This window comes from Kerstersia similis (genome assembly GCF_965139615.1).
GTDB classification, from domain to species: domain Bacteria; phylum Pseudomonadota; class Gammaproteobacteria; order Burkholderiales; family Burkholderiaceae_B; genus Kerstersia; species Kerstersia similis.
The window spans coordinates 1-15,983 of record NZ_CBCSIQ010000005.1 but is presented as its reverse complement, the minus strand read 5'-3'; the positions used below and the strand labels follow the sequence as shown (position 1 = coordinate 15,983).

The window sequence follows — 15,983 nt, the reverse complement described above, 5'->3', positions numbered from 1 at the left end:
TGCCGCATAGGCAGCTTAGAAATGGCCAGTCATCAGCCACAGCGGATTGACGTCGTGGCCTGCCGCATAGGCAGCTTAGAAATAAAGCCTTTACCGTCGTGAGCGGCGGCGTGGTTGCTGGCCGCACAAACAGCCAATAAACCAGGTAATTCTTCTTGCGCACGACAGGCCTGCATCGCTGCAGCATCCGTTTGTTATCGTAATAGTCGCTGCATAGGGCATGCAGCAACGCAGTCCTTACTCACCGGTCGGGTGCTATGCTGGCCCGGTTACCACGCTGGCGTGCGGTTGCCGGCTCAAACCGTCAACAGGAGGTTCGCTTGGATAAGCTCATGGTCAAACAGGTTGCAGTGCTGGGTGCAGGTGTTATGGGGGCGCAGATCGCGGCCCATTTTGCGAATGCGGGCGTTTCGGTGCTGCTGTATGACCTGACAGCCAAAGAGGGCGAGCGTAGCGGGATAGCCGCACGTGCGATTGCCAATCTGGCGCGGTTGCAGCCAGCACCACTGGCCGAGGCTGCACGTGCCGGTTTGATTCAGCCCGCCAATTATGAGGATGATTTGGTCGCGCTGACGGCTTGTGATCTGGTGGTGGAGGCCATCGCCGAACGCTTGGACTGGAAGCGGGATCTTTATCATCGCGTGGCGCCGCATGTGGCCGATCACGCCGTGTTTGCGACCAATACGTCAGGCCTGTCTATCAATACTTTGGCGGATGCGGTTCCGGCTTCGTTGCGTTCGCGTTTCTGCGGGGTGCATTTTTTCAATCCGCCGCGATATATGCGTCTGGTGGAGCTGATCGCTGCGCGGGAGACCGATGCCGGCGTGCTGGATGGCCTGGAGAGCTGGTTGACCACGCGTTTGGGCAAGGGCGTGGTGCGCGCATTGGATACGCCGAACTTTATCGGCAACCGTATCGGTATTTTCGCCATGCTGGCAGCCTTGCATCACGCCGAAGCCATGGGGCTGACGCCCGATGAGGTGGATGCCATCACCGGGCCGGCGATCGGGCGTCCCAAAAGCGCGACTTATCGGACAGCCGATGTCATCGGCCTGGATACGTTCGCCCATGTGGTCGCAACCATGGACGAGTATTTGCCGCAGGATCCCTGGCATCGTTATTTCCAGCTGCCAGTCTGGATGCAGGCATTGATACAGCAGGGTGCGCTGGGGCAGAAGTCGGGTGCAGGGGTGTACCGCAAGGAAGGCCGGGTGATTCAGGTACTGGATACCCGCAGTGGCAAGTATCGCGAAGGAGCGGGCGCGATGTCCGCCGTACTGGCCGACATTCTGAAGGTGGCGGATCCCGTGGCGCGTATGCGCGCGCTGCGTGAGAGCGATGATGTACAGGCGCGTTTTCTCTGGAGTATTTTCCGGGATGTCTTCCATTACAGTGCGTACCACCTGGCGGATGTGGCGCATTGCGCACGGGATCTGGATCTGACGCTGCGTTGGGGGTTTGCCTGGGCGCAGGGGCCTTTCGAGACCTGGCAGCAAAGCGATTGGCAGGCGACGGCGCAGGCCATTGCCGCAGATATTGGGGCGGGTAGGGCATTGGTGGATGCCCGGTTGCCTGACTGGGTGCTGGAGCCTGCCCGCCAAGGGGTGCATCAGGCGCAAGGCTCGTATGGTGCCGGGGATGGCCGTTTGCATCCTCGCAGCACCTTGCCTGTCTATCGGCGCCAGTGCACGCCGGAGTTGTTGGCCGGGGAAAGCCAGACGATGGCGCGGACCCTGCATTGGGAAAACGAAGGCGTGAGCCTTTGGAGCCTGGATGAACTGGACGCCCGTATTGCCGTAGTGTCTTTCAAGAGCCGCATGCATGCGGTAGGCGAGGAGGTGCTGGACGGGCTGTTGCAGGCCATCGCCCGCGCAGAACGGGATTTTGATGGATTGGTGCTGTGGCATCCCGCCCCATTCTCTGTGGGCGCCAATTTGAAGCAGTTGTTGGCATTGGCGCAGGATGGGCAGTTTGCAGAGGTTGATAGCCTGTTGCAGCGTTTCCAGCAGGTGTCGTTGGCGCTGCAGTATGCGCAGGTGCCGACGATTGCGGCGGTCGAGGGCATGGCTTTGGGCGGCGGTTGTGAGTTCGCCGTTCACGCGGCTCGGCGCGTGCTGGCGCTGGAGACCTCTATCGGGCTGGTGGAAACCGGCGTGGGCCTGATTCCCGCCGGCGGCGGTTGCGTGTATGTCGCGCAACGTGCTGCCTTGCTGGCGGCGACGGCGGATGCAACCGGTACCATCCTGCCGCATTTGCGTCCGCTGTTCCAGAATGTCGCGCAGGCACGTGCCTCTCGCAGCGCCTGGGAGGCTCAGACGCTGGGCTATGCGCGCCATGGCGATACGGTGCTGTTCCATCCGGCAGAGTTGTTGTATGCAGGTATCCAGGCGGCGCGGGGTTTGGCGGAATCGGGCTATGCGCCACCCCCGCGCTATGCCGTGATTCCGGTCGCAGGCCAGGCTGGGCTGGATATGCTGGAAACCGAACTGAGCATACAGCGCGAAGCCGGCAGGATCAGTAATCATGATTATCGTGTTGCGCTGGGGGTAGCGACGGTTCTGTGCGGAGGCCTGGCTGAGAGCGGGACGCAGGCGCCGGTTGCGCAGATGTTGGCTGCCGAGCGCAGGGTGTTCATAGAGTTGCTGCGCACGCCTGAAACCCAGGCGCGGATCGCGCATACGCTGAAAACGGGCAAGCCCCTGCGTAACTGAGTCGGAGGCGGTTCATGATGCCCGGAGGCCTGGGATCTTCAAAGATCGCAGGCCTCCGGGTTTTTTTTCGCCATGCTGACGATCGGGCAGAGCATCCGGCATGGCTGTGTGAGCCGCGAGAAGAATTGTATTTTCCCGAGCTGAGTACGCACTGGGCTGTTGCATGATCAAGACCAGCCATTTACCAACGGTTTGCTGCGGTTTGTTCCTTCTCAAATCATAAATGCAATTACAATCAATTTTCATTTATGTATTTGAGGTGTGCGGCGCGGCGATGATGAACCGGGCTGTTGCTGCCTATGCCTCGCTTTGCCGATCTCATTTCCATGCGTGCTCCCTACACTGATATCGAGCAGATCTACCGCTCGCACCAACCTTGGCTGAAGTCCTGGCTGGCGCGCAAGCTGGGTGATGCCCATGGCGCTGCAGATGTGGTTCAGGATGTTTTTGTGCGCCTGCTGACACGCATCGAACCCGCCCCGCTGCTGGAACCGCGTGCCATGCTGACGACGATTGCGCAGCGCGTGTTGGCCAGCCGCTGGCGCCGCGAGCAATTGGAGCGTGCCTATCTGGAAACCTTGGCGCAGCACGAGCAGGCATACGCCATGTCGGCAGAGATGCAGGCGATCGTGATCGAAACCTTGATGGAAGTGGATCAGCTGCTGGCAGGCTTGCCGCGTGTCGTGAGGGAAGCATTCCTGTTGAGCCAGCTGGAAGGGCTCAGGCAGGCGGAGATCGCCGAGAAAATGGGCATTTCGGTGACGACGGTCAAGCGCTACCTGGCACGGGCAGCCCTGCAGTGCTATTTCCCGGAAGGCGCGCAGGCTATTTGCGGGCAGGGTGGCTGATTTTTTATGCGGCAATTGTTTCCCCATGATGCTGCTGACCCTGCCGGAGAGGCAGGGACGACAGCGGACACGTACCCGCCCGATAGCACGTGCTCATCCAGACAGGACACCCCGATGCCCGCCGCCAGCAGGGCGGTCGCCGAGGAGGGCTTGCCGACGGGCCAGTCGTCCCAGGAGGAGACCCCTCCTGTCTCGCGGGCGGTTGCCCAGCAGGCGGTGCTTTGGTTGCTGACGCTCCAGGAAGATCCTAGATCACGCCAGACATTGCGCGAGTGGTTGTGTTGGCGTGATGCCGCCCCCGAGCATGCGCGAGCCTGGCGTCGCATCGAAGCCTTGCATGGCAAGTTTCAGCAGGTTCAGACGGTTGCGCCGGATTCGGCAACTGCCGCGCGGCGGGCCTTGCTGGGGGCTAAGCCAGACCGGAGCCGCCGTGCCTTTGCGGGCATGATGGCGGCATTGCTGGTGGCCGGTGGAGCATGGTCGGCGCACGATAGCTTGCCCGTGCGGCGCTGGACCGCTCAGCTACGTACCGGAAAGGGAGAGCGCTGGCAGCAGCGGCTGGAGGATGGAACGGAATTGGCCGTGGCAGGAAATAGCGCAGTGAATGTGAATTTCGATGCCTCGCAACGGGTGATTGAATTGCTGGCGGGCGAGGTATTCATCAAGACCGGACATACTGCCGGGGAGTCACGGCCTTTTCTGGTGCAAACGCCAGTGGGCAGTGTGCAGGCGTTGGGAACCGAATATTCCGTACGTTTGCTGCAAAGCCAGGGCCAGCCAGCGGCCCAGGTGGCGGTGTTCAGCGGCCGGGTGCGTGTCCAGGTGATGCCTGCTGCAGGCAAGCCCTTGGCAGAGGCGCCGATAACGATGGCCGGCGAGGACGCGGGGAATGCACTGGCCGCAGCTGCGCAGGAGCGCGAGCACGGCAGGAGCATCACGGCAGGCACAGCCGACACGGCCCGCGCGGCCAGCGCTGCACCTGGCGGTTTGCTCCTGGAGGCAGGGGAGCAGGTCGAGGTTCATCGGGGAGGCTACGGCCAGCCTGGCCCGGCGGATGAAAATCGTGAAAGCTGGCGGCGTGGCATGCTGGTGGCCCGTCAGCGGCGCCTGGAGGATTTCCTGGCGGAGCTGGATCCCTTCCTGCCGTTTTCGGTCAGTTGCGCCGCGTCGGTCGCCGATAGGCGCCTGTCGGGTTCCTATCCGCTGGATCGGCCAGAGGACATCATATACAGCCTGGCGCGCATGCTGGATCTGGAGGTAGAGGTGCAGCGCCGGCGCTGGCGTAGTGATGCGTTCCGTTTGGCGCTGCGGACAGATACCGGTGCTGGCCGCTAGTGCCGGCGTTCATGACGGCGCCTTTTTGCAGGTGAGGGCGGTGTCGCTTTTGGTGCGGCCCGTGGTGTGCCGACATAAGAAGTGGTCTGTTTTTCATTCTCATGCGACATGACAGGTAGAAGCCCCGGCCGCTGAACGCCGTGGCGTGCGTGCATCCTGCCTGGATGCCGTTTCTTCTACGCGGATGAAATGATGACAGTTGAACACTCACGGGCCGAGCAGGCCTCTTTCCCGGCCATTGCCACGCCAGCCTTGTTGCCTGGTGCGCTGTTGTCGGCGTTGATGGCATTGGGTGCCGGCCCTGCCTTTGCAGCGTTGGAAGTGCCATCCGATGCAGCGGGCAGCGCGACGGCGGCACAGGCGGACAGCAGCAGTGGGGTCAGGTCTTTTGCCATTGCCGCAGGACCGCTGGAGCAGGTGCTCAATGATTTCGGAACGCAGGCGGGCTGGCTGCTGACATATGCGCCGGAGTTGGTCGAGCATAAGCAAAGCCCCGGCTTGCAGGGAAATTATCTTCCTCGGGCCGCGTTGGCGCTGTTGCTGGAAAATACCGGCCTGCAAGTGGTAGAGACCGGGCGGGGCGGGTATATGTTGCGCCGTGTGCCGGCGCGTACGAAAAGCGCCGGGCCGGCGATGCTGGATGTGGTGACGGTGACGGGCGTGGATGGCAGCTACGGCAAGCCGGGCGCGCATAGTTCGCGCGCCGTGAATGACAACATGCAAAGCCTGGATGCCGTCTTGCGCAGCATGCCGGGCACCTATACGCAGCTTGATCCCCTGCAGGGCGCGGTCACTGTCAATGTGCGCGGCATGAGCGGTCTGGGGCGGGTGAATACCATGGTCGATGGCGTGACCCAGACTTACTATGGTGTCGCACCTTCCAGCTATCACGGGGCAGGGGCGAACACTTCGTCGGGGGTGATGATAGACCCGAATTTTCTGGTGGGGGTGGACGTCAGCCGGGGCAGCAGCGCGGGCTCGCAAGGGGTGAATGCGCTGGTGGGCAGCGCCAATATGCGAACCTTGGGTGTCGAGGATGTGCTGCGCGAAGGCCGCAGTTTCGGGATGATGAGCCGGGCGTCGGTGGGCAGCAACGGCCTGGGCCGTACCGGCATGGTGACGTTGGCCGGGCGTACCCAGGCATTTACCGATAGCGGCAGCATCGGTGCGCTGGTCGGGGTGAGCGCCAGCACGCTGCACGCGACCTACTCCAATGGCGGCGGCCGCAGCAGCGAGGATTTCCTGGGGGAAGACAATGAGTTCATCAAGCAAAGCCCGCAGTCGCAGCTCTACAAACTGGATGTCCGGCCCAACCGTTTTCACCGGCTGGAATTCAGCGGCCGCAATTACAAGACCCGGATGACCAAGCGAGACATCCGCAGCGATGATTACTATCTGAAGTACAACTACGCACCCGTTTCCGACCTGGTTGATGTCAACTTGCTGCTTAGCAACAGTCGTTCACAACAGGATTTCGAACCCGGCGCGCCGTTTACCTATGAAAGCGCATCCATCCGGAACCGCTCGCAAACGGTGGATATCAACAATACGAGCCGATTTTCACTGGGAGACACCAAGGTCGCGCTGATGCTCGGCAGCAAGTTCATGAATACCCGTTATGAGCGTGATTACACCCGTTTTTGGGAAGACGACGGCTATAACGCTTTTCTGCCTGAAGGCCGCCAGCGCATCGCCGCCTTGTACACCGGGCTCGTATTCAATCGTGATATCTATCAGCTCGACTTGAACCTGAATTACACGCGCAGCAAGGTGCATGGCTTCAAGCCGGCCTGCCCGGAGGATGTGAATTGCTTCCCGCAGGGCGAAGCCTCATTGAATCTGAAAGACGCATCCTTCAATCCGTCGGTGATGTTCTCTGCGCAAGTGACGCCCTGGCTGCAGCCTTTCGTGGGCTATAGCCACTCCACCCGGGCGCCCAACGTCCAGGAAGTGTTCTTCGGCAATGAGGGGGGCGGCTCCATGAACCCCTTCCTGAAGCCTGAGCACGCACGTACTGTCGAGGCTGGTTTCAACCTGATCAAGCCGGATCTGCTGACCTCTGGCGATACCTTCCGGCTGAAGGCACTGGCCTACCGCACGCGCATCCGCGACTATATTGCCAGCGAGTCCTTCTTCCTGTGCAGTGATGGCTCGCTGTGCAAGGATATCAATGACGCCGATTCCGGCTTCAATGCCCATATGTCGGTCAACACGACTTCGCCAGTCACGACGCGGGGTTATGAACTGGAGGCTGCCTACGATGCAGGCGTGGGCTATTTGAATGTCGCCTGGAGCTGGCAGCATACGAATCAGCCGACGTCCATCGCCAGTACGACGCAACTGGGTTTTGGCTATGACGATATGGCCGATCTGCCGCGCAACTACGGCACGATAGATCTGGGCGCCCGGTTCTTTGACAAGCGCCTGGTCATCGGCAGTCTGATCAAAATCACCGGACGCTCCCAGCGCCTGAGCACCGAGGGTATCGACATGGACAGCAATACCGTCGAAAAGGAAGACATGCCACGTATCCCGACCATTGTGGACCTGTATGGCAGCTACAAGGTGTCTGAAGCGCTGAGCGTACGCTTCGGTGTGCAGAATCTGGCCGACAAGGACTATGCCGAGGCCCTGAACCGCATGAACCAGGACCTGTACTACGCTGAAGAGGGCATGTCCATCAATACGACGGCACGTGGCCGTACCTTCATGGTCGGAGCGGAGCTGCGGTTCTGATGAGACGGGCGGGGGCCTGGATGGCCCTTTGTCTGGTTTGCCGGTCGGCAGGAGGGGGCACGGCAGGAAAAAAAATCCTGCCGCAGGCCAGAAAGGCCGGGCAGGATACAGGGGTAAAGCGTTTGGTTCTTGAGCGCCGGGCCATCAGCGGCCCGGCGTAAATCTAATCATCAGTCACGGCTGCCGCCTGCAATGCCAAGAATGGCCAGCAGGTTCGAGAAGACGTTGTAAACGTCCAGGTAGATTGCCAGCGTGGCGGACACATAATTGGTTTCACCGCCATTGACGACGCGCTGCAGATCCACCAGCATGAAGGCCGAGAAAATCACGACGGCCAACACCGAGATGGTCAGCATCATGGCCGGCATTTGCAGGAAGATGTTGGCCACTGCGGCCAGCAGGATCACGATGGCGCCGGTAAACAGCCATTTCTGCATGCCGGACAGGTCACGCTTGATGGTCGTGGAGAGCGTTGCCATGGTGCCAAAGACAATGGCCGTGCCACCGAAGGCGGTCATCACCAGTTGCGCACCGTTGCTCATGCCGAGCACGAAACCCAGCAGGCGCGACAGCATCAGGCCCATGAAGAAGGTAAAGGCCAGCAGCAGCACGACACCCATGCTGTTGTTCTTGTTGCGTTCGATCATGTACATCAGACCGAAAGCGCCAACCAGGAACACGATGGTGACCAGGCCGGGGCTGCCGGCGGTCATGGCGCCGAAGTTCATCGACAGGCCGAGCGCTGCGCCCAGCACCGTGGGGATCAATGAGAGTGCCAGCAGCCAGTAGGTGTTGCGCAGGACACGGTTGCGCACGACCTCGCCTGGGGCGCTGGCCGAGCGATTAAAAGGGGAAGGTCGTTCGGTATTCATGACGGCTCCTATAGGGTTCCGAATGTCGGGCATGCAAGCCCGGACGCAAGTTCAGACACGTAGCATAGCTTACAGTTCCCTGAAAATTCAACTATGCCGTATTCAGGTACGCAAGCGGGGGCAATGCGATAGCGCCAGGCGGGCGGCGGGCTGCCGTCTGGCCAGAAGGAAACGCAGGAGGAATGCCCATCGTGGGGACACCACGGCTGGGCTTCGTCGCATGTGGCGATCACGGCCTGCGCCTGGGGAGGCAATGCGGGGCAGGGGTAGCAGGGTAAAAAGGGAAACAGGCGTCAGCGCCGCGAGAGGTCGTGAGCCTTCAGTTCGTGGCCATCGTCCTGGTAGCGGCGCCAGCGTAGCCGGGCATGCTGGCGATCTTCGTCGCTGCCCGAGACGAATTCCAGGATGCGGACATAATGACCATATTCCTGTGGGCAGTCGTCATCCAGATTAATGAGCCAGCTTTCCGTCGAGACGGGCGGCGGCACGGGCTGGCTGCGTGTCAGCAACACCGGCGTCTGCGCGGCCAGCGGGTCGTTGATGGCGACATGCGGCACAAAGGAAATATCGTCGAAGGTCCACAGCAGGCGATCAAAGGCCTGCAGCCTTTGCGTGTTGCTGCAGAAGACCAGCAACTGGCGGCCGGCCAGATACTGTCGGTGGACAGTCTGGCAGGCCGCCAGCAGGCGGTCGGCTGCGCCGAAGGCGAAGTCGATACGCGCCATGGGTCAGGCTCAGGCCTGTTGGCTCAACAGGTATTGCACCAGCAGCGGCACCGGTCGGCCCGTGCTGCCCTTGTCCTTGCCACCACGCCAGGCGGTGCCGGCGATATCCAGGTGCGCCCAGGAATAGGCATGGGTGAAGCGCGACAGGAAGCAGGCGGCCGTGACCGAGCCGGCGGGAGGGCCGCCGATGTTGGCGATATCTGCGAAGTTGGATTTCAGCTGTTCCTGATAGGCATCTTCCAACGGCATGCGCCATGCGGTGTCCTGAGCGGCACGGCCGGCATCCAACAAGGCCTGGGCCAAGGTGTCATCGGTCGAGAACAGGCCACTGTTGACATGGCCCAGCGCCACGACGCAAGCGCCTGTCAGCGTGGCAATATCAATCACCGCAGCGGGCTTGAAGCGTTCCGCGTAGGTCAGGGCATCGCACAGCACCAGACGGCCTTCCGCGTCGGTATTCAGGATTTCGATGGTTTGGCCGGACATGCTGGTGACGACATCGCCCGGTTTGTTGGCTGTGCCGCTGGGCAGGTTTTCGCAGGCCGGGATGAGGCCGACGACTTCGCGTTCCAGGCCGAGTTCGGCGATGGCACGGAATGTGCCGAGCACGCTGGCGGCGCCGCCCATATCGTATTTCATTTCATCCATGGTGGCGGCGGGCTTGATGGAGATGCCGCCGGCATCAAAGGTGATGCCCTTGCCGACCAGGACGATGGGTTGGCTTGCCTTGGCTTTGCCCTTGGCAGCCTTGGCCGGCTTGTACTGCAGGATGATGAAGCGCGGGGGTTCGGCAGAGCCTTTGGCGACGGAAAGGAACGAGCCCATCTTCAGGGCCTCGATCTGCTTGCGCTCCAGGACCTGAACCTTGATGGTGTCGTAGCTGCTGGCCAGTTTTTTGGCTTCATCGGCCAGGTAGCTGGGGGTGCAGATATTGCCCGGCAGGTTGCCCAGGGTGCGCGTCAGCGCCATGCCGTTGGCGATGGCAGCGCCTTCGGCCAGGCCGCGCTGAGCCTCGGCCGCTTCATTGCGGGCGACGATGAGCGTGAATTTTTTCGGGCCCGAAGGGGCCTGGTCTTCTTTTTTGCTCAGCGTGGCGTCGTAGCGATAGCCGGCGCTGATCGCTGCCTGGGCGGCCTGGCGTGCGCGGCTTTGCAACGTGCTGGCGTCAGTCGTGGGCAGAGCGACCAATGTGGAGGCTGCATCCGTCAGGGACAACTGGGCGAGTGCGGCAGCCAGGCCGCGCTCGGCCTTGGCATGCGTGGCTGCGGTGTAATCCGCCGCTTTGCCCAGGCCGACCAGGATGACGCGGCGGGCCGTGACGCCTTCCACGCGATGCAGCGTCAGAGTGGCGCCGGCGCTGCCGCGAAAGTCCTGTTTGACGACTTCGGTAATCAGCCCCTGGCTGGCGTGATCCAGCGCTTGCGCATCTGGTGTCAGGGAGCCGTCGGCATAAACGCCGACGGCCAGTGCGGCACTTTTAATCCGGTGCAGCGACACGGTTGACTGTGTGCTAAATTCCATGAGGATTTCCCGTTGCATTCAATAAGGAACGCAACGATTATCCCGCAATTTGCATCTTCATGTCCCTGTTCAAGAAATCCGTGGTGGGCGAGATCACCAGCCATGCCGGTGTGGTGTTCTCCACGCTCGTCATTGTCTGGCTGAGTGTGCTGCTCATCCGCCTGCTGGGCGACGCCGCCAGCGGCTCCATTGGCGCCGATGTCGTGCTCGGCCTGGCAGCATTCTCCACCATCACGGCGCTGCCCGTGGTGTTGTCCGTTTCGTTGTTCATCGCGGTGCTGACAACCGTGACGCGGAATTACCGCGAATCGGAAATGGTCGTCTGGTTTGCCAGCGGGTTGTCGCTGCTGGACTGGCTGCGCCCGGTGCTGCGTTGTGCGATTCCGACATCCATTCTGATCGCCGTGCTGACCTTGCAGGCGTCGCCCTGGGCCTACCGGCAGATCGCCGAATATCGCCAGCGCTATGAGCAGCGCTCGGATCTTTCCAAGGTTTCGGCCGGGCAGTTTCTCGAAACCAGTGGTGGGGCACGGGTGTTCTTCGCCGAAGAGCCCAAGTCGCCAGATGATGAATTGGGCACGGTCTTCCTGCGCATGAACGAGGATGGCTGGCTCAGTGTCGTGTCGGCAGATGGCGTACGCATTGAAAACCAGGATAACGGCGACCGCTTCCTGGTCCTGGGCGACGGCTATCGCTACGACTTCAAGCCTGGCACACCGGAGTTCCGCATGGCTGAATTCGAGCGCTATGGCGCCCGGCTGGAAAGCCGGGGGGGCGAGGAAGCGCTCAAACAGGCCAGGCTGGAAGCCGAGAATGTCGTCAAGGCGCGTCCTTTGGGGGCGCTGTTGCAGGATGGCACGGATCGTTCGAGGGCGCAGATCATGTGGCGTCTGGCCTTGCCCCTGGCTGCCCTGAATCTTGCATTGCTGGCAATCCCGCTGGGCGCGGTCAACCCGCGTCTGGGGCGTTCTGGCGATTTGCTGCTGGCAGGCTTGATCGCCTTGCTCTACATGAACCTGATCAATCTGTCGCGCAGCTGGATCGGCTCGGGCAGCCTGTCGTTCAGCGTCGGGGTATGGGCGGTACACGCGGTGTTTGCCCTGCTGACCGCCTGGTTGTTCTACATCCGCATGCGTATCAAGGCACCCAAGCAGCAGGTCGCCTAGTGGGCTGGACAGGGCCAGGGCACAAGCATGGAACGGTGAACGCTTCAGGACTTGCGGACTTAAGGGCTTGAGGGCTTGAGGACGACTTAACGGGAAGGGTAGCAGGCCTGGCGGGTGCAACCGGTTGTGCCCGCCTTGGACCCGAAACCGTCAAGTATGCAGGAAGGCAGGGAGTGGACAAACCCCTCACCGGGGAAGTAGCTTATGCCGGAGGGAAATAGCTTATGTGCATTATTTATAAGCTTTGCTTCCCTTATTCCCTACAATCGGTTGCTACGATGTCGAGGTAGCCACACCATGAACCTGCAGCAATTTCGTTTTGTCCGGGAAACCATTCGCCGCGACTTCAACCTCACTGAAGCCGCCCGGATGCTGTACACCTCGCAGCCCGGGGTCTCCAAGGCCATCCTGGAGTTTGAGGATGAGCTCGGGATCAAGATTTTCGAACGCCACGGCAAACGCATCAAAGGCCTGACGCGTCCCGGCCTGGCCGTTTCCCAGGTCATCGACCGCATCATGCTGGAAGTCGATAACCTGAAAAAGGTCAGCGACGAATACGCCCGGCGTGACGAAGGGGGGCTGACCATCGCCTGTACCCATACCCAGGCGCGCTACATGCTGCCCAAGGTAATTCCCGCATTCCGGCAGCGTTTCCCCAAGGTACACCTGTCGTTGGCTGAAGGCAGCCCGCGCCAGCTGGCTGAAATGGTGCTGCACGGCCAGGCCGACATGGCCATTGCCACGGAATCGCTGGCCCTGACGCCGGGGTTGGTGACGCTGCCCTGCTACACCTGGGAACACGTCGTGGTGGTGCGCCCGGATCACCCGTTGGCTGACTTGCGTTCCAGCGCCGTCAAAAAGCTCTCGCTGGAACAGTTGGCCGAATACCCCATCGTGACCTATGACCGGGCGTTTTCCGGCAGAACGGCCATTGACGATGCCTTTGCGGCGCAGCGCATCCACCCGGATATCGTGCTGGAAGCCATTGACGCCGACGTCATCAAAACCTATGTGGATGTCGGCATGGGCATAGGCATCATTGCCGGCGTTGCCTACGACCCGCGGCGCGATGCCGGGCTGGTAGGCTTGCCGGTGGGGCGCCTGTTCGGCACACACACCACGCGTATTGGTGTCAAGGCGGGTGTCTTCTTGCGCGATTATGTCTATACCTTCCTGGAAATGGCCGCGCCGCAACTGACGCGGGATGTCGTGCAGCAGGCCATCATGGAGCACGGTGGCGACATCGCGCCGGAGTGAAATGAATCCTGGCAGGCCGAAACGGCCTGCCATCGCCCCACAAACGGCCTCTGAGGGGCTGTTGGGAAGGCGCCCAGGCCGGTAGCACGTTTTCGATCAGGAAGCGGCTACCGGCCTTTCTGCATCAGGGCCACAAGCAAGCCCTGCGTAGCAGGACAAGGTTGTTCCATAGTGAAAACCTAATGATTGGGTTTGTTGCATAGAAATAAATTCCTGCATTCCCGACTTTTTTACTATTGCATTCCAAATAGGAATCACTATCATTACATCTATCGTAACGATGCTATGAGGAAAACCATGTCGCAATCGCTGAGTGCAGTCGTCGTCGGGGCAGATCGTCTGGGCAACATCCCGGATCTACTGAAAGGCCACAACATTGCCATCACGCACCACATCAGTGGCCGTGATCCCTCTCACCAAAAGAAAACCTTGCAATTGCCGTCCGGCACGGAGCTGGTCATCCTGCTGACGGACTTCCTGGGCCATAACGTCATGAAAACCTTCCGCAGCGCAGCCATGCGCAGTGGTGTCCGGGTTGTCGCCTGCCGTCGTTCCGTCTGCAGCATGAAGCAGGCACTAGACCAGTGTGGCCTCTGTTCTTCCTGCTGAAGATTTTTTCCTCATAGCATCCATGCGGCGCTCATCAGGGTGGGCCGCACAGGAAAGGATCATGCAGCGCCCGTTCCGGGAAATCGCCTTATGGCGATTCAGCCGGACGGGCTTTTTTTTCGCTGGCAGGTCTGTGGCTCAAGGCATGTGCCTGAAATGCATCCGGGCACGCCGAACGCATGCGCCGCTTAGCAAAGCGGGCAGGGTGGGGCGCAACGTGGGCGAGCGAGCGTGCGGGGAACTCAGCAATGACCGCGCATACCTGCCTTTTTGGCAAGTGAGGTGTCACGGCAATCAGAAGGTGGGAAAGGCTTGGCCGCTTGAACGGGCTTAGCTGGCGGAAGCTGACAGGCGGCGTGCGCCGTTGAAACGCTTGCTCCAGTAGCGGATATCCATGCTTTCGATACGGACAACGCCTTTAGAATTGGGCGCATGCACGAACTGGTTATCGCCAACATAGATCCCGACATGGGAAAAGCGGCGGCCCAGCGTATTGAAGAACACGAGATCGCCGGGTTGCAGCTCGGCGCGGGACACGGCCTTGCCCTCGTGGGCCATCTCGGAGGCGCTGCGGGGCAGTTGCAAACCTAAGGACTCGCGTGCGGCATAGACAACCAGGCCGCTGCAATCAAAACCCGTATCCGGATTGGTACCGCCCCATTTGTAGCGCACCCCCAAATGCTCCAGGGCGGAACTCACCAAAGCACTATCAGCATCGGAAGAACCATGGCTGGCGTAGCGGTCGGATGCCAGATTGCTGCGCGGCAGCGCGGCGATATCACGCTGCCTGGCGGTATAGCTGGCAATCAATGCATCCAGCGAACTGTCATCAGCCTGCGGCCGACGCGTATTGCCGTGCTGCTCCAGGGAGATCAGACGTGCTTGTTGCTGCTGGGGAGGAACGGTACTGGCACAGCCGGCCAGAAACAGAACGCTACATGCCACAAAACTGCGCGGCGCAGACATTAAAAGAGAGGTAATGCCTGAACGGAAAGGGCGAGCAGCGTGCATGGGCGTCGTGGGAAGCTTGGCAGCAGGGCTGCTGACGCAGCGCCGGCTTGAATGGCTAGGCGGTGAGCGCAAATTTTAGCAAATATGGCAAGAAATCGGGGGTATAAGCGTATGAAAGGATGTAATTGGCAATGAAATCAAACATCTTCCATCAATTTCTTTCTTTATGTCTTCAATTGCATTCTATTTGTCAAAAACAGGAAATGGCTGAGGGCGGTTATGGCAGTGCGCGCCAGCATGGTCGCTGGTTCTAGGTATGATGCCAAACTACCGCAATAGGCATGGCCGCATTTCGTATTGCCAAACATGAACGCGGCCCAATTCAAGTCCATGGTTTCAGTCAGGGAGTCTCTCATGCAGCAAAAATCGTATATGACCCAATCCGATGTCGCGTTAATCCTGGACACTGCCCAGGCCTATGCCAAACAGAAACAATGGGCGGTCACGATTGCCGTGGCTGATGATGGTGGGCACCTGCTGGGTCTGCTACGCATGGACCGCGCATCGCCCTTCACCGCTCAAGTGGCGCCAGCCAAAGCCCGCACGGCAGCCATGGGACGGCGTGAAAGCAAAGGCTTTGAAGACATGATCAACCAGGGGCGTTATGCCTTTGGCTCCGTTCCGCTCAGCGAAGGCATGCTCGAAGGTGGGGTACCGGTCATCGTTGACGGTCAAGTCGTCGGTGCTGTCGGCGTATCGGGTGTCAAATCCCATGAAGACGTCGAAATCGCCCGTGCCGGCATCGCTGCCCTGGGCCTGTAAACGCTAAAAGTCACACACGCCCCGGCCCAATCCTTCAGCCCGAATCCAGCCGCCACATCAACCAGCGGCCCGGTAGCCAGTCACCCGGCAAGCCAGCGTTATAGCGGAAACCCGATCTCGGGTGGTGGGGCTTACGGCATCAGGCGGCGTTAGCGGTGGGGCAGGACGTACACGCTGAACCAGCCCGCCGTCCGATTGTTTAGTCATCCGCTACGCCCGCGTTGGCGGAAACACGGTCTTGGGTGGTGTGGTGTGTCGAATCAGGCAACATCAGTAAGGGGCAGGACGTACACGCTGAACCCGCCCGCAGTCTGATCGTTCAGTCATCCTCTACGTCAGCGTTGTGGCAGGCCCCCGGTCTTGGGCAGTGGAGCGTGCCGAGTCAGGGGGTGTCAGCGGGGAGGCAAGGACGCACATGTTTGAGCGAGAC

12 protein-coding genes and 1 CRISPR repeat array (1 of these 13 running past the window's edge) are annotated in these 15,983 nt (G+C 60.7%); of the genes, 8 read left to right on the top strand and 4 right to left on the bottom strand.

Annotated features, from left to right (window positions below; translation table 11 throughout):
• A CRISPR array of direct repeats spans positions 1 to 82; the repeat unit is 28 nt; unit sequence GTGGCCTGCCGCATAGGCAGCTTAGAAA; it reaches 1,506 nt to the left of the window's first position.
• Between the two features lie 238 nt (positions 83 to 320).
• The 4 genes from ACNA1V_RS04775 to ACNA1V_RS04760 all read left to right on the top strand — a co-directional run bounded on the left by ACNA1V_RS04775 (position 321) and on the right by ACNA1V_RS04760 (position 7,630).
• Positions 321 to 2,711 carry a 3-hydroxyacyl-CoA dehydrogenase/enoyl-CoA hydratase family protein gene (locus ACNA1V_RS04775; RefSeq protein WP_415832436.1) on the top strand — a complete coding sequence of 797 codons (2,391 nt, stop codon included), beginning with the start codon at positions 321 to 323 and terminating at the stop codon, positions 2,709 to 2,711.
• A 326-nt stretch (positions 2,712 to 3,037) separates the two neighbouring features.
• A complete protein-coding gene (locus ACNA1V_RS04770; RefSeq protein WP_415832435.1) occupies positions 3,038 to 3,559 on the top strand; it encodes a sigma-70 family RNA polymerase sigma factor in 522 nt (173 codons plus the stop codon).
• A gap of 114 nt (positions 3,560 to 3,673) precedes the next feature.
• Entirely contained in the window at positions 3,674 to 4,894 is a 1,221-nt protein-coding gene (locus tag ACNA1V_RS04765; protein ID WP_415832434.1) for a FecR family protein, read from the top strand.
• 189 nt (positions 4,895 to 5,083) lie between these two features.
• Complete coding sequence (locus ACNA1V_RS04760) at positions 5,084 to 7,630, top strand: TonB-dependent receptor (RefSeq protein WP_415832433.1); 2,547 nt, start codon at positions 5,084 to 5,086, stop codon at positions 7,628 to 7,630.
• 170 nt (positions 7,631 to 7,800) lie between these two features.
• On the opposite strand, the gene ACNA1V_RS04755 is transcribed toward ACNA1V_RS04760, so the two are convergent.
• The 3 genes from ACNA1V_RS04755 to ACNA1V_RS04745 all read right to left on the bottom strand — a co-directional run bounded on the left by ACNA1V_RS04755 (position 7,801) and on the right by ACNA1V_RS04745 (position 10,748).
• Positions 7,801 to 8,502, bottom strand: a complete 702-nt coding sequence (locus tag ACNA1V_RS04755) for a Bax inhibitor-1/YccA family protein (RefSeq protein WP_415832432.1) — start codon at positions 8,500 to 8,502, stop codon at positions 7,801 to 7,803.
• A 293-nt stretch (positions 8,503 to 8,795) separates the two neighbouring features.
• Positions 8,796 to 9,227, bottom strand: coding sequence for a DNA polymerase III subunit chi (locus ACNA1V_RS04750; protein ID WP_415832431.1), 432 nt, complete (start codon positions 9,225 to 9,227; stop codon positions 8,796 to 8,798).
• Positions 9,228 to 9,236: 9 nt separating this feature from the next.
• The gene (locus tag ACNA1V_RS04745; protein ID WP_415832430.1) at positions 9,237 to 10,748 is read right to left on the bottom strand and encodes a leucyl aminopeptidase; all 1,512 of its coding nucleotides are present in this window, start codon (positions 10,746 to 10,748) and stop codon (positions 9,237 to 9,239) included.
• Positions 10,749 to 10,807: 59 nt separating this feature from the next.
• Between ACNA1V_RS04745 and lptF the strand changes: the two genes are divergently transcribed.
• From lptF to ACNA1V_RS04730, 3 genes are all read left to right on the top strand, one after another.
• Complete coding sequence (gene lptF, locus ACNA1V_RS04740; RefSeq protein WP_415832429.1) at positions 10,808 to 11,914, top strand: LPS export ABC transporter permease LptF; 1,107 nt, start codon at positions 10,808 to 10,810, stop codon at positions 11,912 to 11,914.
• 297 nt (positions 11,915 to 12,211) lie between these two features.
• Entirely contained in the window at positions 12,212 to 13,171 is a 960-nt protein-coding gene (locus ACNA1V_RS04735) for a CysB family HTH-type transcriptional regulator (protein ID WP_415832428.1), read from the top strand.
• Positions 13,172 to 13,468: 297 nt separating this feature from the next.
• On the top strand, positions 13,469 to 13,780 hold the full coding sequence (locus ACNA1V_RS04730) for a DUF2325 domain-containing protein (RefSeq protein ID WP_415832427.1): 312 nt from the start codon (positions 13,469 to 13,471) through the stop codon (positions 13,778 to 13,780).
• Between the two features lie 330 nt (positions 13,781 to 14,110).
• On the opposite strand, the gene ACNA1V_RS04725 is transcribed toward ACNA1V_RS04730, so the two are convergent.
• A complete protein-coding gene (locus ACNA1V_RS04725; RefSeq protein ID WP_415832426.1) occupies positions 14,111 to 14,746 on the bottom strand; it encodes a C40 family peptidase in 636 nt (211 codons plus the stop codon).
• 399 nt (positions 14,747 to 15,145) lie between these two features.
• Between ACNA1V_RS04725 and ACNA1V_RS04720 the strand changes: the two genes are divergently transcribed.
• Positions 15,146 to 15,553, top strand: a complete 408-nt coding sequence (locus tag ACNA1V_RS04720) for a GlcG/HbpS family heme-binding protein (protein ID WP_415832425.1) — start codon at positions 15,146 to 15,148, stop codon at positions 15,551 to 15,553.
• Positions 15,554 to 15,983 lie beyond the last annotated feature (430 nt).

Coding starts and splice junctions, on each gene's coding strand:
- ACNA1V_RS04720 (WP_415832425.1), top strand. CDS start 15,146: ATGCAGCAAAAATCGTATATGACCCAATCCGATGTCGCGTTAATCCTG.
- ACNA1V_RS04750 (WP_415832431.1), bottom strand. CDS start 9,227: ATGGCGCGTATCGACTTCGCCTTCGGCGCAGCCGACCGCCTGCTGGCG.
- ACNA1V_RS04730 (WP_415832427.1), top strand. CDS start 13,469: ATGTCGCAATCGCTGAGTGCAGTCGTCGTCGGGGCAGATCGTCTGGGC.
- ACNA1V_RS04745 (WP_415832430.1), bottom strand. CDS start 10,748: ATGGAATTTAGCACACAGTCAACCGTGTCGCTGCACCGGATTAAAAGT.
- ACNA1V_RS04765 (WP_415832434.1), top strand. CDS start 3,674: ATGCCCGCCGCCAGCAGGGCGGTCGCCGAGGAGGGCTTGCCGACGGGC.
- ACNA1V_RS04755 (WP_415832432.1), bottom strand. CDS start 8,502: ATGAATACCGAACGACCTTCCCCTTTTAATCGCTCGGCCAGCGCCCCA.
- ACNA1V_RS04735 (WP_415832428.1), top strand. CDS start 12,212: ATGAACCTGCAGCAATTTCGTTTTGTCCGGGAAACCATTCGCCGCGAC.
- ACNA1V_RS04760 (WP_415832433.1), top strand. CDS start 5,084: ATGATGACAGTTGAACACTCACGGGCCGAGCAGGCCTCTTTCCCGGCC.
- ACNA1V_RS04725 (WP_415832426.1), bottom strand. CDS start 14,746: ATGTCTGCGCCGCGCAGTTTTGTGGCATGTAGCGTTCTGTTTCTGGCC.
- lptF (WP_415832429.1), top strand. CDS start 10,808: ATGTCCCTGTTCAAGAAATCCGTGGTGGGCGAGATCACCAGCCATGCC.
- ACNA1V_RS04770 (WP_415832435.1), top strand. CDS start 3,038: ATGCGTGCTCCCTACACTGATATCGAGCAGATCTACCGCTCGCACCAA.